This is a genomic window from Flavobacteriales bacterium, assembly GCA_016699575.1.
GTDB lineage: Bacteria > Bacteroidota > Bacteroidia > Flavobacteriales_F > PHOS-HE28 > PHOS-HE28.
In genome coordinates this window covers 3,105,794-3,130,508 of record CP064979.1, presented here as the reverse complement: position 1 = coordinate 3,130,508, position 24,715 = coordinate 3,105,794, and the positions used below count along the sequence as shown (strand labels likewise).

The following is a 24,715-nucleotide window of genomic DNA, read 5'->3' as shown; positions in this document are numbered from 1 at the left end:
TTGACACTTGCTACTTGGACTTTGACACTTGAAACCCCTACGCCTTCGCTCTTTTCAACTCAAAGTTCTGCCCCAGGTACACCTTGCGCACCTGTTCGTCCGCAGCAAGTTCTTCCGCGGTGCCTTGCTTGAGGATCTTTCCTTCGAACAGTAGGTAGGCGCGGTCCGTGATGCTCAACGTTTCCTGCACGTTGTGGTCGGTGATGAGCACGCCGATGTTCTTCTCCTTCAGCTTGCTGACAATGCTCTGGATGTCTTCCACGGCGATCGGGTCCACACCGGCAAAGGGCTCATCGAGCAGGATGAAGTTCGGGTCCGTGGCCAGGGCGCGTGCGATCTCCGTGCGGCGCCGCTCACCGCCACTAAGGGTGTCGCCATTGCTCTTGCGCACCTTGTGCAGGTTGAACTCACTGATCAACGACTCCAACTTGTGCCGTTGCTCCTCCTTCGGCTTGCCGGTCATCTCCAGGATTGCGCTGATGTTGTCCTCCACGCTGAGCTTGCGGAATACGCTCGCTTCCTGCGGCAGATAACCGATGCCACGTTGAGCGCGCTTGTACATGGCCATTTCGGTGATGTCTTCGTTGTCCAGGTACACCGTGCCGCTGTTGGGCTTGATGAGGCCTACGATCATGTAGAAGCTGGTGGTCTTGCCGGCGCCGTTCGGGCCGAGCAGCCCAACGATCTCGCCCTGGTCCACATGCACGCTCACGCCCTGCACCACGGTGCGGCGCTTGTAGCGTTTCACGATGTCGGTGGCTCCTAGGCGCATGGGGCAAAGAAAGGCGGCCTCACGCTACCCTCTCTAGAGGAGAGGGGAAAGGTGGCCTCACCCCTGCCCCTCTCCAAAGGAGAGGGGAAATGCGTGCAAGCGATCAGCGCCGTGCGAGCCAGCCCGTAAGGAGCTGCTCTGCGCGTAGTCGCAGAACTTGTTTCAGCCGACTCTGACCCTCTCCTCTGGAGAGGGCAGGGTGAGGCCCTCGGCCCTGCGGTAGGGTGAGGTCTAGAAGTTGATGCTGATCTGGCCCCTGATCGCGAACGGTGCCGTGTTGGGGTTCTCCAGGTAGCGCAGGCGCCAGACAATGTCCACCCGCAAGAGCTTCAGGATGTTCTCGATGCCCACGCTGGCTTCCATGAAAGGCCCGCCGCTGAGGTCGTACATGCCGGGCAGGAACAGCATGGCATTGGAGTGCTTCGGATCCAGTTCGCCCATCACACCTTTGAAGGTGGCGACTTCCCGCCACTTCAGGCGGCGCATGAGCGGAATGCGGTTGAGGAACAAGCCCTCGAAGTGGTGCTCGGCCATTACCTGCGCGTAGCGGTCGCTGATGAACTCGAAGAAGTTCATGGTGTTGAAGCCGATGTTGTCGTAGTAGTAGGTCTCGTTGCCGCTGTGGATCATCAGCAAGGGGTATGGCAGAGTGCCCCAGATGCGGCCGCCCTCGAACGTGGTGCGCATCCAGCCGAAGGTTCCGAGCTGCCAGCGCTTGTAGATGCGGCCGATCACCTTGGTGTATTCGTACTGGCTCTCGAAGGTCTCCGGTAGTCCGTAGGCCAGGTGCAGCTCCAGCGTGGGCCATTTCAAGTGCCCGATGCTGATGCGGTCGAATTCGCCGCTCACGAATTTCTCGCGATAGGCGAAACGTGTATTGAGCGAGACTTCCGCCGTCCGGATGCTGCCGACGCTCATGGGTACCAGTTCGTCGTTGAGGGAGAGGTACTCCAGATCACCCTTGGGGATCAATGTGCGGTAGCGGAACATCACCTCGTTGGTGAAGCCACTGAACCACTCGCGTTCCAGGCTGGCCCGGTATTCCTCCACGTTGGTGAGCTTGGTGTTGGGCCCACGACGGAACGCGCTGCCCAGGATGTTGTCGCTGCGGAATGCGTTAACGCTCTGGCCGAGCTGCTCCAGGTCGTTCTTGTACGCAGCGCGGTAGAGGGTGCGCGGCACCTTGGTGATAAAGCCGCGCGTCATCACACCGAACTTGAAGCGTTCGTCGGTGGTGCCGTATGCCGAATACGCTTCGAACTCCACCTTTTTGCTGAAGGCATTGCTCGTGCGCCCACCCAAGCGGAACCGCGCGCCCTCCACAGGGTTGTAACTGAACACCGTGAAGTACGGACCCAGCTCGATCTTGCCGCGGGTGTAGTACCCGGTCATGATCATGCTCACGATGTCCACGTACGTGCGGAAGCGCGGGATGGTCTTCATGGTGTCCACCATGTGGTAGATCATCGCCTCCTGCTTGTTGAGCTGCTCGTGGCGGTGCGTATCCCAGTAATCGGCGCCCAGGCTTAGCGGATCAACCGCCATCACCACCTCATCGGGCCCTTCATAGAACACGTCCTCGCGCGGCTCATTGATCTTGAAGTCCTTGTACGTGGCCGTGCGCCGCCCGTAGAATCCCTGCACTTCCCGCTTCTTCAGCTCCTCCTTGTCACGTACGATGTTCAGGTCCACCCATAGCTCATCGCGGGTGAGCATCCATACCTCGGGCTTCACCTGGCTGTATTCCTGCTTCACGGCGAAGCCCATCACGAAGTTGAGGTTGGCGCCTTTGTCGATACCACAAGCGATGCGCTTCACCGCATAGGTGGTGTCGTTGATCCACATCTCACCGGCGAAGGCAAGCTCTTGGGGGCGCTTCGGCTTGAACTCGAGCTTGTAGCACCAGTTGGTGCCGATCCACGTGCTGTCGGTGAGGAAGTAGTCGTAGTAGCCCTTGCCGCCGTCGGCGATGGGGCTGATGAAGTTCTTTCCGAAGATGACCAGGAAGTTGTCGTAGATGTTCACGTTCTGGTACATGTCGCCCATGAACTGGCTCACGCTCTCGTTCTCGATGCCGCTCACCTTGGTGCCGCGGATCACTTCGCGCCGCGTCCTGGGTTTCTGCCGGTAGAACACTTCGCTCAGGCTCTCCGTCATGAAGATGGGCAGCGAGGGTTTCGCGTTGGTGGTATCGAGGTTGTCGAACACGAACGCGAAAGGCTTGAAGAGCTTCTTCTTGCGGAACTTCTCGGTGATGTTGTTCAGGTCGAACTGGATCTTGTTGTAGGCTTCGTACTCGTAGGCCCCGAGCTTCTCGCGGTTGTTGGCCGGCTTGTTGGCGATGGTGCGCCGCAGGATGACGAACGCGGGGTTTTCGCCCTTTGCCGTCACCTTGAACTCGGTCAGCTCCTTCCCGGCGGTCTCCATCTTCACGTCGATGACCTGCGCCTTGTCCTTCTTCACGCCTACCGTAACAGGCCGATAACCCACGCACTGGAAAAAGAGGCTGTCGGTGGCATAGTAGGTGTCGAGCACATAGGCCCCGTCGAAGTCGGTCTGGGTCGCGATCCGGCTGTTGATGAACATCACGTTCACGAAGGGCAGCAGTTCCCCCGTTACGGCATCGCTCACCACACCGGTGACCTTGGTCGTTTGCGCCATGGCCGCCAACGGAAAGAGCAGGGACATCGCCCCGGCCGCCAAGCCTTTCAACCTTGCTCCGACCATGATCATCCGGGTTGCGCACTTGTCCGCGGTGCGTCCTCCTCCGCCCGCTTGCGTTCCATGCGGCGTTGCGTGCGGGCACTGAGGAAGATGCTCACCTCGTAGAGCAGGATCAGCGGCAGGCCCACCAGCATTTGGCTCACCACATCGGGCGGGGTGATGATGGCCGCCAGGACGAAAATGATGACGTACCCGTGCTTGCGATAGGTGCGCAAGAAACCGGGACCTGCGATGCCGATGCGGGTGAGGAACACGATGATGAGGGGCAATTGGAAGACGATGCCGGTCCAAAGGGTCACGGAAGTCACTGTGCTCACGTAATCGTTCAAGCGCGGCACGGTCTCCACGAATTTGCTCACCTGGTAGTTGCCGAAGAACTGCACGCTCAGGGGTGCCAGCACGAAGTAGCCGAACACGATGCCGATGGCGAACAGAAGGACGATGAACGCCACAATGCCCCGCGCCGCAGCCTTCTCCTTGGCTTTCAGGCCAGGTGCAACGAAGCGCCAAAGCTCCCACAGGACATAGGGGCAAGCGAGAATGAGCCCAGCAGTGAAGGCCACTGCCATGTGGGCCATGAACTGCCCGCTCATCTCGGTGGTCTGTATGCGGAAGTTCATCTCCGTGATGCACATGTCCGCCAGGCCGCTCTGCTGCCCGAGCAAGCAAAGCCACTTGTAGGTGACGAAGTCGGGCTGCATGGGGGCGAAGAGCACGGTATCGAAGAAGAAGGCCGGATAGATGAAGGCCAGCACCATGCCCACTGCGATGGCGCAAGCACTGCGGAAGACGAGCCAGCGCAGCTCCTCCAAGTGCTCCAGGAAGGTCATCTCCTTGGCAGCCCGGGAAGTTGCGTCCTGCGGGGTGGCTTGGGGGCCGCCGTTGGTCCGGCGGTCATTGGCTGCGGCCATGTGCGGGCCGAAGATATCCGGCACCCGTGGGCAGGTCCCCGATCGCTAGATAGCACTTTTCAACGCTTCCAACGGTGCGTTCACACCATACAACGAACTCTTTCCGGGGATCGATGGAAGTCGGTTGACGATCCATGCGCGTGACCTACTTTTAAGCACCGAACAACAAACCATCGGAGTTCCGGAACCGAAGTCAGTCATGTCGATCATCAACGTAGACCTATCCCCCAAAGACGCCCTCAAGCAGTTCTTCGGGTTCAACAAGTTCAAAGGCGAACAAGAAGCTGTTGTGAACAGTGTGCTTGAAGGCCGTAACACCTTCGTCATCATGCCCACCGGCGGTGGCAAGAGCCTTTGCTACCAATTGCCGGCCCTCATGATGGAGGGCACCGCCATCGTGGTGAGCCCGCTCATCGCGCTCATGAAGAACCAGGTGGACGCCATCCGCGGGTTCAGCGACCGGGAAGGCATTGCGCACTTCCTCAACAGCAGCCTCAGCCGCACGGAGACGCTCAAAGTGAAGGACGATATCCGTAGCGGCCTCACCAAACTCCTGTACGTGGCACCCGAAAGCCTGACGAAGAAGGAGAACACCGAGTTCTTCTCGGAGATCAAGATCAGCTTCTTCGCCATCGACGAGGCCCACTGCATCAGCGAGTGGGGCCACGACTTCCGCCCGGAATACCGCCGCTTGCGCACCATCTTCGATGAGATCCAGCGGGTGCCCGTCATCGCCCTTACGGCCACGGCCACCGAGAAAGTGCAGGAGGACATCCTGAAGAACCTCAACATCGACGACGCCGTCACCTACAAAGCGAGCTTCAATCGGCCGAACCTGTTCTATGATGTCCGCCCGAAGAAGGACGTGAACAAGGAGATCATCAAGTTCATCCGCCAGCACAAGGGCAAGAGCGGCATCATCTATTGCCTCAGCCGCAAGAAGGTGGAGGAGATGGCCCAGATGCTGAACGTGAACGGCATCAAGGCCCTGCCCTACCACGCCGGCATGGACGCCGCCCAGCGCGCCGACCACCAGGACCAGTTCCTCATGGAGGACGTGGACGTGATCTGCGCCACCATTGCGTTCGGCATGGGCATCGATAAACCCGATGTGCGTTTCGTGATCCACCACGACATACCCAAGAGCCTGGAGAGCTACTACCAGGAGACCGGCCGCGGTGGTCGTGATGGCGGTGAAGGCAAGTGCGTGGCGTTCTACAGCTACAAGGACATTGAGAAGCTGGAGAAGTTCCTGCAAGGCAAGCCGGTGGCCGAACAAGAGATCGGCAAGCAGCTGCTGGCCGACACGGTGAGCTACAGCGAGACGAGCATGTGCCGCCGGAAATTCCTGCTGCACTACTTCGGCGAGATCCTGCCGGGCGACAACTGCGGCGCTTGTGACAACTGCATGAACCCGAAGACGATGTTCGACGCCACCGAGGCGCTGACCACCGTGCTGGAGGCCGTAAAGGAGAGCAAGCAACGCCACAAAGGACGTTTCATCACGGACCTGCTCACCGGCACCATGACCAGTGAGATGAAGACCTACAAGGGCAGCAGCATGGAGGCGTGGGGCGTGGGCAAGGACGAAGGCCACGGTTACTGGATGGCCGTCATCCGCCAGGCTACCGTGGGCGGCTTCCTCCACAAGGACATCGAGACCTACGGCAACCTCAGCCTCACCGACGAGGGCAAGAAGTTCCTGAAGAAGCCTTGGAAAGTCGAGTTCAGCAAAGAGCGCGACTACACCGACACCGAGGGCGGCGACGATGATGATATCCTGACGCCGGGCAAGGGCGGCAACGCGCTCGACGAGAAGCTCATGGCGATGCTGACCGACCTGCGGAAGAAGGAAGCCCACAAATACAAGCTGCAGCCTTGGATCCTCTTCCAAGACCCGGCCCTGGAGGAGATGACCTTGAAGTACCCGGTGAGCATGGAGGAACTCCAGCTCATCGGCGGTGTGGGCCCGGGCAAAGCAGCCAAATACGGCAAACCGTTCGTGGAGCTCATTGCCCGCTACGTGGAAGAGAACGACATCGAGCGCGATGTGGAAGTGGTGATCCGGAGCGTGCCCAACAAGAGCGGCCACAAGGTCCACATCATCCAGAACATCGATAAACGACTGCCCATGGAGAGCATCGCCAAAGCGAAGGGCCTTACCATGGACGCACTGCTCACCGAGATGGAAACCATTGTGATGAGCGGAACGAAACTGGACGTGAGCTACCACCTGAACGAGGTGCTGGAGGGTGACCAGCAGGAGGAGATCATGGACTATTTCCGCGAGAGCGAGACCGACAGCCTGGAGGCCGCCGTGAAGGAGTTCGGCAACGACTACAGCGAGACCGAGCTTCGCTTCATGCGCCTGAAGTTCTTGAGCGAAGTGGCCAACTGAGCCCCCGAAACAATAAAGCACGAAGGGGCGGCCAATGGCCGCCCCTTCGCATTCACGTCGTCCGTGTTACTGCTTCACCAGCTTGCCCGTGCGGCGCGCACCGTCCAGGACCAGGCTGTACGTGTACGTACCAGCGGCCAGGCCGGTGGCATCCATGCGGTATTGCTGCACTCCAGCATTGCGCACACCGAGATCTTCGTTCATCACCAACCGACCTGTCATGTCGCGCACTTCCAGGCGCGCGCGACCGCTGCGCTCCGTGGTGAAGGCAAGCACAGCGGACTCCTCGATGGGATTGGGCTGCACCAACACTTGGCCATTGATGCCCGTCACTTCGGCCACCGACGTCGTGTTCTCCACAATGGCCCGAACCATGGGCGTACCGGTGACGAAGAAGATCTCACCTGCAGTGGGATAGTTGATGATGCTCACCTGTGCGGCGCTCACACCACTGATCCCGAACGCCACTTGCTCGCTGCCACCATAGCTACCCGCCATCACCAGCACCACTTGTCCGGCGGTCATGTTCAATGGAGCGTTCAATGGGATATCAACGAAAGTGCTGCCACCAATGGGATTGATGTCGGCAGCCGTCACCTCGTAGTCGTCGGTCTGATCGATCTGCACGGGCGGGTTCTGGTCGTCGTATACAATACCGTACACCAGCGTTCCAACGGCGGTGTTCTCGTGCAATGCAACGCGGATGCTGAGCAGGTCCTGGTCGTTGACGAACTCGAAGTAGTTGCCCACTTCGAACTGGTCGCCTACGTTGTTGATGCCTTGCGTGAGACGATTGGACACTACACCATCGTCCTGCGCGAACACATCGGCGCTCACCTGGAACGTCATGGTCTTGTCGTTGTCGTCCGGGTTATCGTCAACCTGATCCGCCACGGCGCCGAACGCCACCTCGTACGTTCCGAGCAGCGCGCTCGGCGTGAAGCCCTCGTTGGCCACGGAGTCCGTTTGACCGGGCACCTGATCGCCCACCACCTCCGTTCCGGTGTACTCAGAACCGCCCGGCCCCACTACCTCCACGTTGAAGTTGATCCCCGTTTGCTGGGCGTAGCCCTTGTTCTTCACATCGGCGTGCAAGAGCATTGGTCGCACCTGTTCCTGCGGATAGATGGAGTACTCGATGTCACTGAAGCCCGTGTTGTTGAAATCGAAGCCGGTGAAGTGCGTGTTCAACAGGGCCACATCGTTCGCCTCCAGATCGGTGATGCGCACGTTGTCCACTTGCCAGCCGTAATCCCAAGTGGCCAGATAGCGGAAGGCGATCTGTACGGTGCTCGGGCCCAAGGCTACCCAATCGCTGATGTTCACGTCCATCAGTTCCGGGTTCGGGCGACCATCGCGGCCCACATCGTCGTTCAGCGCGATCCAGTTCCAATCCTGCCCTCCGTTGACGGTCACCCCTACGAAAGTCGTGTCGTTCTGGAACTCCTGGAAGTACTGCTCGAACTCGAGCTTGAGGAACGGCGGCGCAGCGCTCAGGTCGATGACCGGTGAAACCAGCCAAGTGTCCGTCTCCACGCCGTTCTGCCCCAGGAAATCGTCATCAATGATGGCCCAACCACCGGTGTTCGTGCCCAAAGCAGGCACAGGGTATTGGCTGGTGGTCGTGCCCGGCCCCACATCGGTCCACGCCCAGTCCAGGTTGCCCACGTTGTTCACGATGGTCCAGCCGTTGAGGCTGCTCGTAAAATCCTCCGCGTAGTAGTCCAGGTTCTTTGCACGCGCCAAGGGGGTGGTGACCACAGGGGCCGCAATTGCATCCGACTTCGAGATGGGGTGCGCGGGAAAGCCCGAGCGCACCTGTTGTGCCGACGTGCTCAGGCAAAGCACAGCCAGCACGCTGGTGTAAGCATGTTTCATGTTCAACAAGGGATTTGTGCGAAGGTGTGCCGCCAGGCCGTGCCCCGTTCAGGGCAAGGGATGGACGGGGACCAATTGTGGTCAATTGTTGCTCGCGGGATGAAACGCGCAGCCCTGCGAAAAAAGAAGCGCCCCGGTGGATGTCCACCGGGGCGCTTGTCGGACGTGTTGCGGATCAGTTCGCAGCCTTCACCAGCTTCACGCTGGCGGCCACGCCGTTGCTTACCACGCGCACCATGTACTGGCCTTGGGCCAGGTCCGTGCCGTCGATGTCGATGCTCTGCACGCCAGCGCCAAGGTTGCCCATGTTCATGGTACGGAGCACACGGCCCGTAACATCGATCAGGCTCCAGCTGGCGATACCGCCTGCGTGCTGGAAGCGCACCGTGGTGGCCTCGTCGAACACGGTGGGCACAGCGCGGAGCGCCAGCTCACGTGCTGCTTCCTCGTTGATGCCGACCGCGGGATCGAAGTTCATGCGCACCATGGGGGTGGTGGTGGTGAAGTACCAATCCTCCAATTGAGCACCGGGGGGATCGAAGTAGATGAACGAGGTCTGTGCATCGCTGGTGCCGTTCACACCGGTGCGCATGGTGCTGCCACCGAAGTGCTCCACGCACACCATGTATGCACCTGCTGCGTCCAACGTCACCGGGTTGGCGAACACGAGGTTGATGAACTTCGTGCCAGTGGCCGAGTTCAGGTCGGCGCTCGTCAGTTCGTACTCCTCGGTGTTGTCGATGAGCGAGAAGTCCGCGTCAACGTTCCGGATGGAACCGCGGATGACCGTGCCAGCGGTGCCGGTTCCGCTGCGGATGGCCACGCTCACAGCATAGAGGTCGGCTTCGTTCGGCGAACCGAAGATGTTGCACAGCTCGTAAGGTCCGCCGGCACCGTCGCCGTCCTCGAACGCCGAGGTTACGCCGCCGTCACGACCGTACTGGTAGGCGTCCACAGCGAAGCTGCTGCTGCCCGTGTTGTCCCCTGGCACCAGATCGGGGTTGGTGGTCTCAACGCTGTAGGAAATGTCGTAGGTACCTGCCACTTGGGGCGGCGTGAAGTCGGGGTCGGCGAAGACGGTCTGGATGGTACCAGCACCGAAGCCGATGATGTTCTGGTCCTGGTCCAGCACAGGGTTGCCGCCCTGGGTCACCGTGAAGTTGGCGGTAACGTCCTGCGTGGCGCTACCGTTGTTGAGAACGGTCATGTTCATCGGCAGCGGACGCAGCTGTGCGAAGGGGAACACAGTGTAGTTCAACGAATCGTAGGTGGCGGAGAGATCCAGGTCGAAGCTGTGGCTCTTGGCGCTTTGCACCACCATGTCGAAGTCGAACACCTCGATGATGTTGATGTCATCAACCTGCCAGTGGTAGTGGCTGGTGCCTTGGTCGCCACCGTTGAACAGGAAGCGGAACCGGGCTTGCGAAGGGTTGGCCGAGATGGCGTTGCTGATGTTCACGGATGTTGTGAAGGGTCCGTTGTCGTCGTTGGCGGCCTCGCTCACCACGTTGTAGTCGGTGGTCCAGGTGGCACCACCGTCATTGCTTACTTGGAGCAACTGGGGAACCTCGCCGCAGCACCAGCGCTGCTTGTGGCGGAACTCCAAGCGCACAAAAGGCGTAGCGCTCAGGTCGATCACGGGGCTCACCAAAGCACCGGTCCAATCCGTGAAAGAGGGCAGCGCGGTAGGCGCACCACCACTGAAATCGCTGTTTCCGCTGTCGGCTTGGAAGATCATGAAGCCGTTGGCAGCACTGCCACCGGTAATGGCCTCAGCAGGGACACTGTAGGCGCCATTGGGACCTGTGGTGCTGTACACCCACCAGTTGCCATCGGCCTCAGCCGTGGTCCAAGCGCCGAAACCGTTGTTGCCGGCAAAACCGTTGGCAAAGTCCTCATTGAAGACGGTGTCACCGGCGGCCTTGGCCGTCATGGGAGGAACGTCGATGACGTTCGGCGAGGGCGACACCCCCGCAGGGCTCAGGCGTAGCGGCCGCTTGGTGGCGTACTGCGCTTGTGCAGCGCTGGCCACGGCCACCAACAGAAGAGCAGAGTACTTCAGTTTCATGATCGTTGGTTGTTGTGTTGAAGGGTTGCGAATGTAGCCGGATGGGTGATCGGCACCGACCTGTGACCGGTCACATTGGGGCCGAACGTGCATCCGACGGTTTGACGCACAACCTTTCCCTGCCGCTGCACAGCTCAATACGGATCCCGTCCTGTTATATACACATCCGGTGTTGAATGCCGAACGGCCGGGGTAGTTCCCCGGCCGTTCAGATGATCAGGTCCATTCTTAGCGCTTGAGCAGGCGCACCGTTGTCAGTTCGTCGCCGGCCATCACCGTGCAGGTGTATGTACCCGCAGCCAGGTGCAATAGTCCAAGCTCTACCTGCTGCTGGCCGTGGCCCATGCGGCCCATGTCCTGGTTCCAGACCATCCGGCCTGTGGCATCGCGCACATCTATGCGCACTGCGGCCGGCCGCTCCAAGTCCATGCGCAGGGTGGTACGGTCAACGAACGCACTGGGCATGGCCACCACTGCGAGGCCCGTGCGGCGCTGATGCGCGTGCACGCCGACCGACGGCGAGAAGTTCATGCGCACCATGGGTGTGCTGTTCACATAGAACCAGGTGGCATTCGTGTAGTCCAGGATCAGGCTGGTCTGCTCCATTGAGATACCGCTGGTAGCGCAGAACACGTCCTCGGTGCCGCCATAGTGGTGCATGGCCACCAGGTAGTCGGCATCCTCTTCCAGCGGCAGTGGATCGGGCAATACGAGCGTGATGAAATTGGCCTCGCCATCATCGTTCAGATCGCCGGCCTGGATGAAGTACTCATCCGTCTCCGTTAAGAAGTCGCGCTCGGCGTCGTAAACGATTCCGCGGATGGGCGCGCCCACATCGCTCTGGTTGGTCACGGCCACATCAATGGCGTAGAGCGTATTGTCCCAATCGTTCACGTGGAACCAGTTGCCCAGTTCGTACTCATCGCCCTCGTTGTCGTAGCCACCAGTGGTAATGCCCTCGTCCCTGGCGAAGATGAAATCGTTCACGGCGAACTCGCGCGCCATTTCATTGTCGGCGGGATCATCCTCGGTTTCGTCCTGCTCCAGTGCATAGGTCACGTAGTACGTACCTACGTTGGCGGGCGGTGTCCAACCGGTGATGAACAAGCTGTCCTTCTGCGCGGGCGCCACATCGATGGGATCGCTGTAGAGCACGGCATCGTTGCCGCCGGGCCCGTCCACCGTGGCGCGCAAGCGCACGTTGTGCTGGGTCTGCGAACCGTTGTTCACCAGCTGCGCCCTGAACTTCAGCTCGCGCACTTCGTTCACCGGGTAAACGGTGTAGGGCAAGCCGGCAAAGTCGGGCTCGCTGAGGTCCCAAGCGGCGTGCGTTGCGCTGAGGATCTTCAGGTCGTTGTCGCTGGCCTCGGTCAGTTCAATGTCGTCCACCTGCCAGCTGTAGGTGTAGCCCTCGGAGCTGATCCAACGGAAACGCAGGCGTATGTCGCTGCTGCCGCCCACCAGCGCATCGCTGATGTTGAGCGTGATGAGCTGCGATGCCGGAGCGCCGGGCGTCATCTGGTTGCCCGGCACATCGGTGTTCACCGGGTAGGTGGTCCAGTTGAGGCCCCCGTTGCCGCTCACCTCCACCACCGTCTCATCGTCGTTCAGCTGCCTGAAGCTCTGCTCGAAACTGAGCAGCATGTACTGCACGGTGTCGAAGCCGGTGATGGCGGGGCTCATGATGCTGGTGTTCTCGTCCGTGCCGGGCGAGCCATCGGCATCGCTGTCGGCCACTATCCATTGGCCGCCGGGGAAGCCGGTAGTGCTTTCGAGCGGGCCGGGCGTATAGCCGCCAGTGTTGCCGGTGGTCGTGAGTTGCCAATCCACGTTGCCTGCGCTGGTGTTCACGGTCCAACCGTTCAGGCCCCCTTCGAAGTCTTCGCTCCACAGGGTGGTACCAGCGGCGCGCAGGTGCAGCGCCTTGCCTGAGCTCTGCGCGGTGGGCGCCCCTTGGCGCAAGTGACGGTCGGCGGCGCTTTGGGCGCGAACTGGAATGAACGGCCACGCTCCCAACAACAGGAGGATGGCGGATGAAAAGAGGAAATGCGTGCGGCTCATGGCTTGCGGGTTTTCGGTTCGTTCGTTGCGGCCAGCCAAGGGGAACCGGCGTTGTCGAAGGCGAACCTACCCGCACGCAAACCCGCTCTGGTAGCGGAATGTGACGCACCGCGGCCGCAGGGCCGCAGCGTTCGCAAGGCCACATAAACCGAAAGGTGGAACTATCCCGTGTGAACGAATGTCAACCGGGGAGCAGTGGTGAGGAGGGGGATGAAGGAGAGATGAGTTGTTGGTGCGGCGCGCAGGCCTCAGCGCGGGAGACGTGCTCGTCCACACCGTCTGGTCGCGTGTTTGTCGCTGGTGCCGGAGCGCGTGTTTATCACCCCGCACTGGATGCGGGAGCGGGTCTCCACCATGGCCCTACGGCGCCATTGAAGAATGCGTGCAAAGCTTCGTTGGCGCGGGAGCGCCAAACCTGAGACCCCGGGGCTAGCCCGGGGTGACAACGTGGTGGTAGCTCCTTGGTGACAACGTGGTGGGTCTGTTAGATTAAGTGTGTCACGATCTTGATCACTGATGTTGTTGATGTAGTTGGGTTTTCAACGAGGGGGTCTGGGGGAGACTGATAACGTGTTGATCGGTGTTGGCCAGTTGTGGATCGAAGCGCGGTCCGAAGAGCAAGCGTAACTCGGCTGCGATCTCACGCCAGGCGAAGATGGGCTTTGCGGCCATCTTCTCCACGATGCGCTGCTGGGCCAAGAAGAGCAGTTTGAGCAGGGCCATGTCGTTCTCGAAGACGCGCTTGGTCTTGGTGTATTTGCGCAACTGGGCATGGAAGCCCTCGATGGGGTTGGTGGTGTAGATCAGCCGCCGGATACGCTCGCTGTACCGGTATTGGCTGGCCAGAAGCGGCCAGTTGATGCGCCAGGAGTTCACCGCTTGCGGATAGCGCTCGCCCCATTTGTCGCTGAACACTTCCAGTGCTTGCAGGGCACGCTCCTCGTTGGGTGCCCGGTAGATGGCCCGCATGTCCTTGACCACTTCCTTGTAGTGCTTGTAGCTCACGTACTTCAAGGTGTTGCGCACCTGATGCACAATGCACAGCTGGATGTCGCTCTGCGGGTACACCAGCGCGATGGCCTCGGAGAAGCCGCTGAGGTTGTCGATGCACGCGATCAGCATGTCCTCCACCCCGCGCTGGCGTAGGTCGTGCAGCACGCTCAGCCAGAACTTGGCGCCTTCGTGCTGGCCAACGTAGAGGCCAAGCAGGTCCTTGTGGCCATCGGGGCCCACGCCAAGGGCGGTGTAAACGGCTTTGTTCACCACGCGACCCTCTTCCTTCACCTTGAAATGGATGGCATCGAGCCATACGATGGCGTAACGCGCTTCCAAGGGGCGCTGCCGCCATGCCTGCACATCGGCGACCACCTGGTCGGTCACCGCGCTGATGGTGGCTTCGCTCACTTCGATGCCGTAGAGGTCGCGCACATGGTCGCTGATGTCGCGCTGGCTCATCCCCAGTCCATAGAGCTTGATGATCTTCAGGTCCAGCTCGGCGTTCAGAACCCGTTCCCGTTTAGGCAGCAGCAGTGGGTCGAAGGTCCCGTTCCGGTCCCGCGGGGTGGCGATGTCCACCTCCCCGTGTGCGGTCTTCACCCGCTTGCGGCCGTGCCCGTTGCGCCGGTTGGCCTTGCCGGTGTCCTCTTCCAGATGCGCGCTCAGCTCTCCCCGTAGGGTGGCTTCCATCAGCCGTTTTACCAAGGGCGTCAGCACCCCTTCGCTGCCGCTGAGCGGCTTGCCCAGAAGCAATTGCTTCATGGCCTCCTTCTCGAAGGCTTCGTAATCGAACTTGTCCGTCTTGTCTTCCATGGGTCAGGGTTTGAAGTTCGCAACTCCGGCCTGACACACTTTACTGAACAGTCTCAACGTGGTCGGTGCTCCGTGGCGGAAACTCGCTCCTTTTCCACACCGTCTCTTCCCATTCGGACTTGGGCCTTGAGCCTTGTGACTTGTGCCAAGTGTCTTGCCTCCTCCCGCATCTTCGCGCGCCAATGGCTTACAAACTCATCTCGCCTGCCGAAGCTGCGGACGTCGCGCAAGCGATCCTCCGCGACTTTCCGCAGGTGCGCGTCTTTGCGCTGCACGGCGAGCTGGGCGCTGGAAAGACCACCCTCATCAAAGGATTCTGCCGGGCGCTGGGCGTTGTGGACAGCACCAGCAGCCCCAGCTTCTCCTTGGTGAACGAGTACTGGAGCGCCCACGACGGGCCTGTGTACCACTTCGACCTCTACCGCCTGCGCGACGCCCGCGAGCTGGAGGGCATCGGTTTCACCGAATATGTGGACAGCGACGCCTACTGCTTCATCGAGTGGCCCGAGCTGGCCGACCACTTGCTGCCCGATGGCACCGCCTACATCAGAATTGAAGTGGAAGGTGACCACCGTATCTTGACCGTCGATCCAAAAGCCAATGGCCATTAGCCAATGGCCATCGGCTCAACACCATCATGACCGCCCATAGCGAACTCATCCGGCAACTGGCCAGCGAGGTGGCCCTGCTCCCGCAAGAGCAAGCGCTGGAAACACGCCGCAAGAAGCAGAACCTCTTCATCGGCATTCCCAAAGAAGTCTCTTTCCAAGAGCACCGCGTGCCGCTGACCCCCGCCGCTGTGGGGGTCCTCACCGGTCGCGGTCACGACGTGGTGATGGAGCGTGGGGTAGGCAAGGCCGTGCAGTTCCAGGACAGCGACTACACTGAGGCCGGGGCCATGCTGGTGGACAGCGCCGAAGAGGTTTTCAAGGCGGACATTATCTTAAAGGTGGCGCCGCCCAGCACGCAAGAGATCGGTATGCTGCGGCCCAAGCAGCTGCTCATCGCCGCCCTGCAGATGACCGTGCAGCCCAAGGATGCCCTGAAGCAGATGATGCAGAAACGCGTGCATGCCGTGGCGTGGGATTTCATCAAGGACCGCGAAGGCATCTACACCGTGATCCGCACCATGGGCGAGATAGCGGGCAACACCAGCATCCTGATCGCCAGCGAATACCTGGGCACCGACAAGGGCGGTCCGGGGCTCATGCTCGGCGGCATCAGCGGTGTGGCGCCCACCAATGTGGTGATCCTGGGCGCGGGCACCGTGGGCGAGTTCGCCACACGGGCCGCGCTGGGCCTGGGTGCCAGCGTGAAGGTGTTCGACAAGAGCATCTACCGCCTGCGCCGCATGCAGAGCGACCTGGCCACGCGCATCTACACCAGCGTCATACAACCCGATGAACTCAAACACGCCCTCACCAATGCCGATGTGGTGATCGGTGCGCTACGGCCCGAGCATGGTCGCACGCCCATGGTGGTGACCTCCGATATGGTGCAGTGCATGAAGAGCGGCGCCGTGATCGTGGACGTGAGCATCGACCGTGGCGGCTGTTTCGAAACGAGCCGTGTCACCACGCACACCGATCCCGTGTACAAGGAATATGGTGTGATCCACTACTGCGTGCCCAACATCGCGAGCCGCGTGCCCCGCACGGCCAGCTACGCGCTCAGCAACATCTTCAGTCCGTTGCTATTGAACATGGGTGACCAAGGAGGTTTCGAAGAGCTGATCAAGAAAGACCTCGGCCTGCGCCACGGCGTGTACCTGTACAACGGCTCGCTCACCAGCGAGATCCTCAGCGAGGCTTTCAAGCTGCCCTACACCGATCTGAACTTGATGCTTGCTGCCTTTGGCCAGTGAGCAAAAGCCAATGGCTATTGGCCAATGGCCTTTGGCTGCAACTGTTTTCAAGACATGCCCCAACCTCCTTTCCACGGCCCGCTTCCCCAACCCGGCACCATTGCGCCCACGCTCCGTTACGTGAAGCAGGATCGCACCGAAGCGCGCCTTGCCGATCACAAGGGCGAGGTGGTGGTGCTCATCGCGTTCCCCAGTGTCGACACCAGCACTTGTGCGCTGGAGACGCGCACCTTCAATCAGCGCGCGACCGGTCTTGGCGCCACGGTGCTGTCCATCAGCATGGACCTGCCCTTCGCGCTGAAGCGGTTCTGTGCCGCCGAAGGCATCGACAAGGTGGTAACGGGCAGCGACTTCCGCTACCGCGATTGCGCGCGCGTGTGGGGCGCGGAACTCATGGAAGGCAAGTTGGCCAACACGCTGGGCCGCATCACATGGGTCATCGACCCGCAAGGCATCATCCGCCATTGCGAAGCAGCACCCGAGCTCGGCGCCGAACCCGACTACGAGGCGGCCATCGCCGTGGTGAAGGGGTTGCTGTGAGCGGATCTGAGGGAAGTCAGTCCCTCACACGTTCTGAACGCGTGGTTGTCGTCCTTGTCTGGTCGCGTGTGTCACCCCGGGCTCGCCCCGGGGTCTCCGATATGGCGCTACCGCGCCATTGAAGCACGCATGTCGCAAGGTCTCGCCTACCTTCCCTCACCATGGTCCGCATCCATCAATACTGGGTGTACATCCTCACGAACGCGGGGCACTCCATGTTTTATGTCGGGGTCACGAACGACCTGCACCGACGCGTCCACGAACACCGAGCGATGGAGGACAAGGAGTCCTTCACTGCTCGTTACCGCGTGCTGAAGCTCGTGTACTACGAACGCCACCAATGGATCAACGAAGCCATTGCCCGCGAGAAGAAAGTGAAGCGATGGGGCAAGGAATGGAAGAGGGACCTGGTCAATGGGATGAACCCGGAGTGGAAGGACCTCTTAGTGGACTTTCGTGAATGACCGGGGTACGATGGCGCGGTAGCGCCATTTTGGAGACCCCGCGTCGAGCGCGGGGTGACAACGTGGTGGTAGCTCCTTGATGGAACTCTTGGGAATAACTCCTTACCGCGCCGCGCGCCGCGCCAGCAGCGTGTCCGCGGCGAGCAGCAACAGCCCGCAGCTGGCGGCCATCAAGAACCACCCGGAGGTGAACACATCCAGGGATAGCGAAGGCACCTCTGGCACGTAGCGCTGTAACAATCCGTCCCCGCTCTGTCCGGGTTGCGCCAACAGCAACCCCATGCACACCAGCATCAACGCACCGGCACCGGACCACATCCACTTGGGGATCAATGCCGGTTCGGCCGACCGCACAGGTGCAGGCATCACGGCGAGGCGCTGCAGGATGCGCGCCTCCATGCCCTCGGGCGCCCTGTGGTGCCCGCTTTCACGGAACAGCTCACGCAGGGCGTTGTCCCCTTGGGCGGTGTTCAATCGACGATGAGCGTCCATGTTTCCTCCTTCAGTTCGCGCTGCAAGATGTCCATCAGCCGTTTGCGGCTGCGGTGCAGCTTCACTTTCACATTGGACGCACCCAAACCCGTGGCGGTTACGATCTCCTCCACGCTCATCTCCTCCAGGTAATAGAAGCTCACCACGGCCGCGTCCTCGGCGGGCAGTTCGGCCAGTGCGCGCTCCAGGGCCGCGGCCCGGTCGCCCTGCTCCACGCGGCTCACCTCCACCGCGGCCGGTTCGTGCACCCCCAGGTCGTCCACCGATCCGGTGGCCTCGCGCCGCTTGCGCAATTGCGAGATGGCCGTGCGGTAGGCGATGCTGAAGAGCCACGTACTGAACTTGCTGCCGCCCTGGTAGGTGCCCAGGTTCTGGTAGGCCTTCACGAAGGTGTCCTGCGCGGCTTCCTCAGATCCTTCGCGATCGCGCAGGATGCGGTGCACCGCCGTGTACACCATGTGCTGGTACTGGCGGACCAGCCACGCGAAGGCACGCTGATCGCCCTGGCGCGCTTGCGATATGGCTTCATGCTCGTTCACTTGTGGCGCGGATGGGACGCTCCCAACCCTTTAGCGGTTACGAATGTGCTGGTGCACGGTTGAACGGTGGTCGGGACATACACCAACGGCCAGCGCTTCCACAAGGCACGGCTCAACCGCGGGATGGCGCTTTTGTAACCGACGCGTTCCGGGGTGCGTCAGATGCTTCGAACAACAACACACGACATGCTCGCCACTGAAGCCATCACCGGCATTGCCTTCTTCGCCTCCACGTTCGGCATCCTTTACGTAGCCCTCAGCGCTCGCCACCGTGAACGCATGGCGATGATCGAGAAAGGCGTGGACGCCGCATCACTGATGTCATACACGGGCCTTCGTCTGGGCTACATGGCGATCGGAGCTGGTGCGGGCCTCGGTCTCGGCTGGTTCGCCGACAGCATCATCCATCGCGGAACAGATACCGACAACCCGGCTTCATACTTCATCGGCATCCTGATCTGCAGTGGCCTCGCGCTGATCATGGCGCACAAGAAGGTGGCGGAGGCACGACGCGCCACGACCAAGGGACCAGCATCAGTTTGATCGACCGCCGCGCAACAAGGGTAGAGGTTTGGCGAACGATCAGCGGGGCGCGGCGGAAGTCGCGCCCCGTTCAGCTTACAGGCTCAGCAAGTCCTTGAAGCGGGCGCCCTGCCTGCGGCTCACCTCCACTTGCTCGCCGGTCTTCAGCTTCACCATCAGCCCGCCGTTGAACCATGGTTCGATCTTCTCCACCCATTGCAGGTTGATGATGTGCTTGCGGCTGGTGCGGAAGAAGACGAGCGGGTCGAGGCGCTTCTCCAAGGTGTTCAGGCTGCGCAGCACCATGGGTTTCTGGTCGTTGAAGAACACGCGCACGTAGTTGCCTTCGCTCTGGAAGTAACGCACGTCCTTCAGCGTGCAGAACCAGCACTTCTCACCATCGCGCAGGAAGATCTGATCGTCGGCGCGGAGGATGTCGCGCTGCGGCGAGCCTTCCTCGGTGATACGCGGCACCTTGTTCAGCGCGGCCTCGAGGAGCTGTGGCTCCACGGGTTTCATCACGTAATCCAAGGCGTTCACCTTGAAGGCGCGCAAGGCGTGTTCATCGTAGGCCGTAACGAAGATCACGTGCGGTGCGGGGTCAAGCGCTTCGAGCAATTGGAAGCCATCGCGGCCGGGCATGTTGATGTCGAGGAACAAGAGGTCGGGCCGCAGTTCGGCCACCAGTTTCTCGGCGTCATCGGCGTTGGCCGCTTCGCCCACGATCTCCACTTCGGGGTGTTTGGCCAAGAGGCTCATCAGTTCCTTGCGCGCAAGGCGTTCATCGTCAACGATCAGGGCTTTCATGCGGTAACGGCTTGTGGGGTTGCGGTGAGTGACGGGATGCGGACCTGCGGCAGGCTCACCCGTGTGGTGACCATGCCGCTGTGTTCGGTGATGGAAAGCACGGCCTGTTCACCGTAGAGCAAGGCCAGGCGTTTGCGCGTGTTGCTGAGGCCGATGCCGGTGCCCGAGCGCTGGTGCACGTTGGTGTCCAGCGTACCGGTATTGCTCACGGTAAGCACCACTTCGCCTGCACCTTGCTGCGCGCTGATCCGGATAACGCCGCCTTTGGTGAGCTTCGCGATGCCATGCTTCACGGCGTTCTCGGCAAGTGTTTGCACCATCATGGGCGGCACGGGGCATTGTTCAGTGGCCGGGTCGATGTCCCACTCCACGGCGAGGCGCTCTTCGAACCGGATGCGTTCCAAAGCGAGGTAATCATGCACCACGGCCAATTCTTCGTTCAAGGGCACGCTGCGCTTGCGGCCCATGAGCAAACTGTTCCGGAGGATGCCGCTCAACTGCGTGATGGCCTGTTTTGCGGTTGCCGGATCCTCGTCGATCAGCGCGCGGATGCTGTTCATGGCATTGAAGATAAAGTGCGGGTTCATCTGGCTGCGCAGCATGTTCAGCTCGTTCTCGCGCATGGCACTTTCGAGCCTCAGGTTCCGGACTTCTTCACGCCGGTGCGCCACGAACCAGTGGTAAGCGAAGTAGCCGAAGCTCCACAGCACGAACATGATGGTCCAGTTGAGGACCAGCGAGAACACTTCGCGCGCGCTCAGCTGCAACATGCTGGGCATGCCGGGCAGGAACAGGTCGTTCGTGAGCGCTTGCAGGGAGTACGACAGCCCGCCCAGCAGCATGGACGCCCACAGTATGCGGCTCAGCGCTCGGTCGATGCGCATCTCGAGCCATTCTTCGCGTTTGATGTGGTTGCGCAGCAAGTGGCTCAGCCCGACGGCAGTGGCCAGGATGATGAGCAGGCTCTTCCATAGCCCCGGGTGAGGTTGGTCGTCCAGGGAGTCGTAGATGGCCACCACGATCACCCACATGCCCCAGGCACCGAACTGGGTGCTCCAATAAACCAGCTTATGGCGTTGCACAGCGGACATGCACGGCGAATGTACCCGAGGCCCGAGCCGGGTGCCGACGCCTTCCATGAGCGGCCATTGCCGATGGCTGATGGAGGATAGAACAAGGGGTTAGACCCGCTATTCCCCGCGCTCCAACTTGAAACCGAGCTTCTCCAACTCGTCCCAGAATGCCGGATAGCTCTTGGCCACCACTTGCGGGTCGTTGATGGTAACGCTTTTGCAGACGAGACATAGCGAGGCGAGGCCCATGGCCATGCGGTGATCGTTGCTGGACGAAAACGTGAAGGACCGGTCGCGGAGCGCTTCGACCTGTTCAGGGCTTGAACGTACCGTTACCGTGCCCTCGCTCACCTCGCATGCAATGCCCAGCTGCGCCAAGGCACCACGCACGGCCGCAATGCGATCGCTCTCCTTGAAGTACAAGTTGTCCACGCCGGTGAACGTGGTGGTGCGGCCCAATGCAGCGTGCGTTATGGCAATGGACGGGAACACGTCAGGGAACCATTGCAGATCGATCGGCTTGTTGTCCAAGGCCAGCTTGCGCAGGTTGCGGTGCACCAGTGTGAAGCCGCGGATCTCGGGCATCGTCACTTCTTCCCACGCTTCGGTTTCCACCACATCGTTCAGCAGGTGCGCAATGGATTCATCGCTCTGCATCCCATGGATGGTGAGGTCCGCGAGGACGATGCGCGTGCGCGGCTTCAGCGCGACCACTTGGTAGAGGAAGGCCGCTGCGCTCCAATCCGTCGGCACTTCGAACGGCGCCAGTTTGTAACCGCCGCTTTCGATGATGATGGGTTCTTCCTTTGCGGGCTTCATGGAACACCAACCCTCGTAGTGGGCCATGATGGTCATGGTCATCCTCACGTACGGCTCGCTGAGGCGGGGACCGGTCCAGTAGACGCGCAAGCCGTCGGGCAGCATGGGGCCGATCATCATAACGGCGCTGATGTACTGGCTGCTCACCGCATGATCGAAGAGTACGCTTCCGCCCTCAAGGGCTTTGCCGCGCACCAGGTAACCATCGGGCCGCACCGTGATGTCGGCCCCCATGGACTTCAGCGCATCAACGAGCTGTTGGTGCGGCCGTTCCAATAATCGCGGGGCACCGGTGAGGAGGTGCTCTTCGCCGGCGCGGATGGCCGCCCAGGCCATGAGGAAACGCAGCGTTGTGCCGCCCATGCCGCAATCCATCACTTCGGGGTTCCCCTGCAACAAGCGGCGCAGGATCAGGCTGTCCTCGACATCGGGGTAGTGGGTCAGTTCGGCCTCGAACTCTTCCTCGGCCAAGCGTGGGCCCGATGGCCTGGCCATGCTACTGATGATGGCTGCGCGCGCGGCAACGCTCTTGCTGCGCGGTAGCGTAACGACGCCGTTGGGGCGATCGGCCGGTGCGGTGATGGTGATGGATGCCATTGGATCAGAGGTGCCGAAGATGGTCGATGGCTTCGCCCATCAAGGTGGCGCTCACCTCCACATCCACCTGCGCCGAGCCGATGCGCTCCAACAGTGTGCAGCGGTAACCACCAGCAGTGTTCTTCTTGTCGTTGCGCATCAGTTCAAGCAAGCGGTGATGGTCGGAGGCCATGAGCGGGTAGGGCTTGTAGTACGAAAGCAATCGCGCGGTAATTGTTTCCAGTTCCTCGCGCCCTATGGTCCTCATGCGCCAGCTGAGCCACGCTTCGGCGATCATACCGATCGCGACCGCTTCGCCGTGGAGCAATTCGCGCTGGCCGCTCTCCCAGCTGTGCGCCTCAAGGGCATGGCCGATGGTATGCCCGAAGTTGAGCTTCTTGCGCACGCCGTTCTCGTGCTGGTCGGCGGTCACTACGGCGGCCTTCAACTGAACGCTACGGGAAATGAGCTGGGCCAACACGTCGAGGTCGTGCAACGGCGCATCCTGCAGGTCGTGCCAGTGCTGTGCGTCCAGGGCGAGGCCGTGCTTCATCATCTCCGCGGCACCGTTCAGAAGTTCGCGTTTGCCCAGCGTGCGCAGGAACGGCACGTGCACGTACACGCCCAACGGACCCGTGATCAAGCCCACGGCGTTCTTCACCCCTCCCATATCGATACCGCTCTTGCCCCCGATGGCCGCATCGCACATGCCCATGAGCGTCGTGGGCACGTGCACGCAGTCGATGCCGCGCTTGTACGCGCCGGCCACGAAACCTCCGAGGTCCGTGACCACCCCTCCGCCGAGGTTGATGAGCAATGTGTGCCGATCGGCTTCGTGCACCAGCAGGTGCTCCCACAATCCCTGACAGGTCCCGATGCTCTTACTGGCCTCACCGGGTTCCACCTCCACTGTGGCGATGGGGGCAAGCCCTTCCAATGCGCCAAGCAGTTCCGGCAGGCAATGCAGGGCAGTATTGCGATCGCACAGCACGAACACCTTGCCCTTTCGGGTCCTGGCCAGACCGGCCAAAGCATCCAGCGCGCTTCCGCCCAAGAACACCGGATGGTCTCCAGCCTTGACCTCCAATAGCTGTTTGCGTTTGGGCATGCCTCTACATTTGGCCGCGCTCGCCGAAGCCACGTGCATGTTGCCGGGGCGAAGGCGGGCGGCCTTCAAAGGAACGCAACCCGATGCCTCCACCGGCCACCGCCGCGCCTCCGCAAGCACTGCCCGATCTGCGCGATACGCGCACGGCCTTCGCGCACAAGAGCAACGATGATCTCCGGAGGGCGTATTGGCTGTTCAAGGTCATCGGCGATCCCTGGCTCAGCGCGATCGGCGGCAAGCTGACACAGTTCGCCCTCAACCTGCACCTGCCCATCGCGGGGCTCATAAAGGCCACCATTTTCCGGCAGTTCTGTGGCGGCGAAACCATGGAGGGAAGCCTTGACACCGCAGCGGGACTGAAGAAGAGCCGCGTGGGCACCATCCTCGACTACAGTGTGGAAGGCAAGGACGGGGACGAGGGTGCGCTCGATCGCACCGTGGCGGAAACCGTGCGCACCATCGAGCTGGCCCGGCAGCGCGCGGACATTCCGTTCTGCGTCTTCAAGCCCACCGGCATCGGGCGTTTGGACATCTGGGCGCGCATGAGCGAAGGCCGTGTGCTGAGCGCTACCGAACGGGAGGAGTGGCTGCGCGTGGTGGCACGCATGGAGAAGATCTGCAACGCAGCAGCAGCAGCCAATGTGCGGGTACTGGTGGATGCCGAAGAGAGCTGGATGCAACAGGCCATCGACGATATCACCGATCGCATGATGGCGCAGCACAACCGCACCCGCGCCATTGTTTACAACACCGTGCAGCTTTACCGGCACGACCGCCTGGCCTTCCTGAAGGCAAGCCACCAAAAAGCCTTGAGCGGCGGCTACATCCTCGGCGTGAAGCTCGTGCGGGGCGCGTACATGGAGAAAGAGCGGGCGCGGGCCGCTGAACTGGGCTATACCGATCCCATCCAACCTGACAAAGCGAGCAGCGATCGCGACTACGACGCTGCGCTGCATTACTGCGCCGGGCACCTGGACCGCATCCATGTGGTGGTGGGTACCCACAACGACGAGAGCACCCTGCTCATGGGCCGGTTGATGAACGAACACGGCATAACGCACAACGACGAGCGCGTGTACTTCGCGCAGTTGCTGGGCATGAGCGACAACCTGAGCTTCAACATGGCCGCCGCCGGTTTCAACGTGGCCAAGTACGTGCCCTATGGCCCTGTGCGCGAGGTGATGCCTTACCTGCTGCGCCGCGCGGCCGAGAACACAAGCGCACGTGGGCAGAGCGGCCGCGAACTGGCGTTGATCGCTCAGGAGCGCAGGCGGAGAAGGAACTTGTAGG

The 24,715-nt window shown here is 61.2% G+C and carries 19 protein-coding genes and 1 pseudogene; 7 read left to right on the top strand and 13 right to left on the bottom strand.

Features of this window, described 5'->3' with window-relative positions; genetic code table 11:
- Positions 1–37 precede the first annotated feature (37 nt).
- From lptB to tatC, 3 genes are all read right to left on the bottom strand, one after another.
- Positions 38–772, bottom strand: a complete 735-nt coding sequence (gene lptB / locus IPJ76_13020; GenBank protein ID QQR85527.1) for an LPS export ABC transporter ATP-binding protein — start codon at positions 770–772, stop codon at positions 38–40.
- A 231-nt stretch (positions 773–1,003) separates the two neighbouring features.
- Positions 1,004–3,499, bottom strand: a complete 2,496-nt coding sequence (locus IPJ76_13015; protein ID QQR85526.1) for a carboxypeptidase-like regulatory domain-containing protein — start codon at positions 3,497–3,499, stop codon at positions 1,004–1,006.
- Positions 3,500–3,501: 2 nt separating this feature from the next.
- A complete protein-coding gene (gene tatC / locus IPJ76_13010) occupies positions 3,502–4,407 on the bottom strand; it encodes a twin-arginine translocase subunit TatC (protein QQR85525.1) in 906 nt (301 codons plus the stop codon).
- A 199-nt stretch (positions 4,408–4,606) separates the two neighbouring features.
- Between tatC and recQ the strand changes: the two genes are divergently transcribed.
- Positions 4,607–6,805 carry a DNA helicase RecQ gene (recQ, locus tag IPJ76_13005; GenBank protein QQR85524.1) on the top strand — a complete coding sequence of 733 codons (2,199 nt, stop codon included), beginning with the start codon at positions 4,607–4,609 and terminating at the stop codon, positions 6,803–6,805.
- A gap of 66 nt (positions 6,806–6,871) precedes the next feature.
- On the opposite strand, the gene IPJ76_13000 is transcribed toward recQ, so the two are convergent.
- The 4 genes and pseudogenes from IPJ76_13000 to IPJ76_12985 form a co-directional block, all read right to left on the bottom strand.
- Entirely contained in the window at positions 6,872–8,683 is a 1,812-nt protein-coding gene (locus tag IPJ76_13000; GenBank protein ID QQR85523.1) for a choice-of-anchor J domain-containing protein, read from the bottom strand.
- 175 nt (positions 8,684–8,858) lie between these two features.
- Positions 8,859–10,751 (bottom strand): T9SS type A sorting domain-containing protein, encoded by a 1,893-nt coding sequence (locus IPJ76_12995; GenBank protein QQR85522.1) that lies wholly within the window; start codon positions 10,749–10,751, stop codon positions 8,859–8,861.
- Between the two features lie 228 nt (positions 10,752–10,979).
- The gene (locus IPJ76_12990) at positions 10,980–12,812 is read right to left on the bottom strand and encodes a T9SS type A sorting domain-containing protein (protein QQR85521.1); all 1,833 of its coding nucleotides are present in this window, start codon (positions 12,810–12,812) and stop codon (positions 10,980–10,982) included.
- Positions 12,813–13,424: 612 nt separating this feature from the next.
- A pseudogene (locus IPJ76_12985) lies at positions 13,425–14,621 on the bottom strand (IS256 family transposase).
- 182 nt (positions 14,622–14,803) lie between these two features.
- Here IPJ76_12985 and tsaE point away from each other — a divergent pair.
- The 4 genes from tsaE (at position 14,804) to IPJ76_12965 (ending at position 17,489) form a co-directional block, all read left to right on the top strand.
- Positions 14,804–15,232, top strand: coding sequence for a tRNA (adenosine(37)-N6)-threonylcarbamoyltransferase complex ATPase subunit type 1 TsaE (gene tsaE / locus IPJ76_12980; GenBank protein QQR85520.1), 429 nt, complete (start codon positions 14,804–14,806; stop codon positions 15,230–15,232).
- 26 nt (positions 15,233–15,258) lie between these two features.
- Entirely contained in the window at positions 15,259–16,485 is a 1,227-nt protein-coding gene (locus tag IPJ76_12975; protein ID QQR85519.1) for an alanine dehydrogenase, read from the top strand.
- 54 nt (positions 16,486–16,539) lie between these two features.
- The gene (gene tpx / locus IPJ76_12970; GenBank protein QQR85518.1) at positions 16,540–17,025 is read left to right on the top strand and encodes a thiol peroxidase; all 486 of its coding nucleotides are present in this window, start codon (positions 16,540–16,542) and stop codon (positions 17,023–17,025) included.
- A 161-nt stretch (positions 17,026–17,186) separates the two neighbouring features.
- Positions 17,187–17,489: a GIY-YIG nuclease family protein gene (locus tag IPJ76_12965; protein QQR85517.1), complete on the top strand. Its 303-nt coding sequence runs from the start codon at positions 17,187–17,189 to the stop codon at positions 17,487–17,489.
- A gap of 102 nt (positions 17,490–17,591) precedes the next feature.
- On the opposite strand, the gene IPJ76_12960 is transcribed toward IPJ76_12965, so the two are convergent.
- Together IPJ76_12960 and IPJ76_12955 are read right to left on the bottom strand one after the other, a co-directional pair.
- Positions 17,592–17,981, bottom strand: a complete 390-nt coding sequence (locus IPJ76_12960) for a hypothetical protein (GenBank protein QQR85516.1) — start codon at positions 17,979–17,981, stop codon at positions 17,592–17,594.
- The gene (locus IPJ76_12955; protein QQR85515.1) at positions 17,960–18,520 is read right to left on the bottom strand and encodes a sigma-70 family RNA polymerase sigma factor; all 561 of its coding nucleotides are present in this window, start codon (positions 18,518–18,520) and stop codon (positions 17,960–17,962) included. Before IPJ76_12955 ends, IPJ76_12960 begins: the two co-directional genes overlap by 22 nt.
- 186 nt (positions 18,521–18,706) lie before the next feature.
- Here IPJ76_12955 and IPJ76_12950 point away from each other — a divergent pair, with 186 nt between their 5' ends.
- Positions 18,707–19,063 carry a hypothetical protein gene (locus IPJ76_12950; GenBank protein QQR85514.1) on the top strand — a complete coding sequence of 119 codons (357 nt, stop codon included), beginning with the start codon at positions 18,707–18,709 and terminating at the stop codon, positions 19,061–19,063.
- Positions 19,064–19,138: 75 nt separating this feature from the next.
- Here IPJ76_12950 and IPJ76_12945 read toward each other — a convergent pair whose 3' ends face one another.
- The 4 genes from IPJ76_12945 to aroB all read right to left on the bottom strand — a co-directional run bounded on the left by IPJ76_12945 (position 19,139) and on the right by aroB (position 23,425).
- Positions 19,139–19,849, bottom strand: coding sequence for a response regulator transcription factor (locus IPJ76_12945; protein ID QQR85513.1), 711 nt, complete (start codon positions 19,847–19,849; stop codon positions 19,139–19,141).
- Positions 19,846–20,940 (bottom strand): histidine kinase, encoded by a 1,095-nt coding sequence (locus IPJ76_12940; protein QQR85512.1) that lies wholly within the window; start codon positions 20,938–20,940, stop codon positions 19,846–19,848. The genes IPJ76_12945 and IPJ76_12940 overlap by 4 nt, the downstream gene beginning before the upstream one ends.
- A 99-nt stretch (positions 20,941–21,039) precedes the next feature.
- Positions 21,040–22,338: a hypothetical protein gene (locus IPJ76_12935; GenBank protein QQR85511.1), complete on the bottom strand. Its 1,299-nt coding sequence runs from the start codon at positions 22,336–22,338 to the stop codon at positions 21,040–21,042.
- A 4-nt stretch (positions 22,339–22,342) separates the two neighbouring features.
- Positions 22,343–23,425 carry a 3-dehydroquinate synthase gene (gene aroB, locus IPJ76_12930; protein ID QQR85510.1) on the bottom strand — a complete coding sequence of 361 codons (1,083 nt, stop codon included), beginning with the start codon at positions 23,423–23,425 and terminating at the stop codon, positions 22,343–22,345.
- Positions 23,426–23,508: 83 nt separating this feature from the next.
- Here aroB and IPJ76_12925 point away from each other — a divergent pair, with 83 nt between their 5' ends.
- A complete protein-coding gene (locus IPJ76_12925) occupies positions 23,509–24,714 on the top strand; it encodes a proline dehydrogenase family protein (GenBank protein QQR85509.1) in 1,206 nt (401 codons plus the stop codon).
- The last annotated feature ends 1 nt before the right edge of the window (position 24,715 follow it).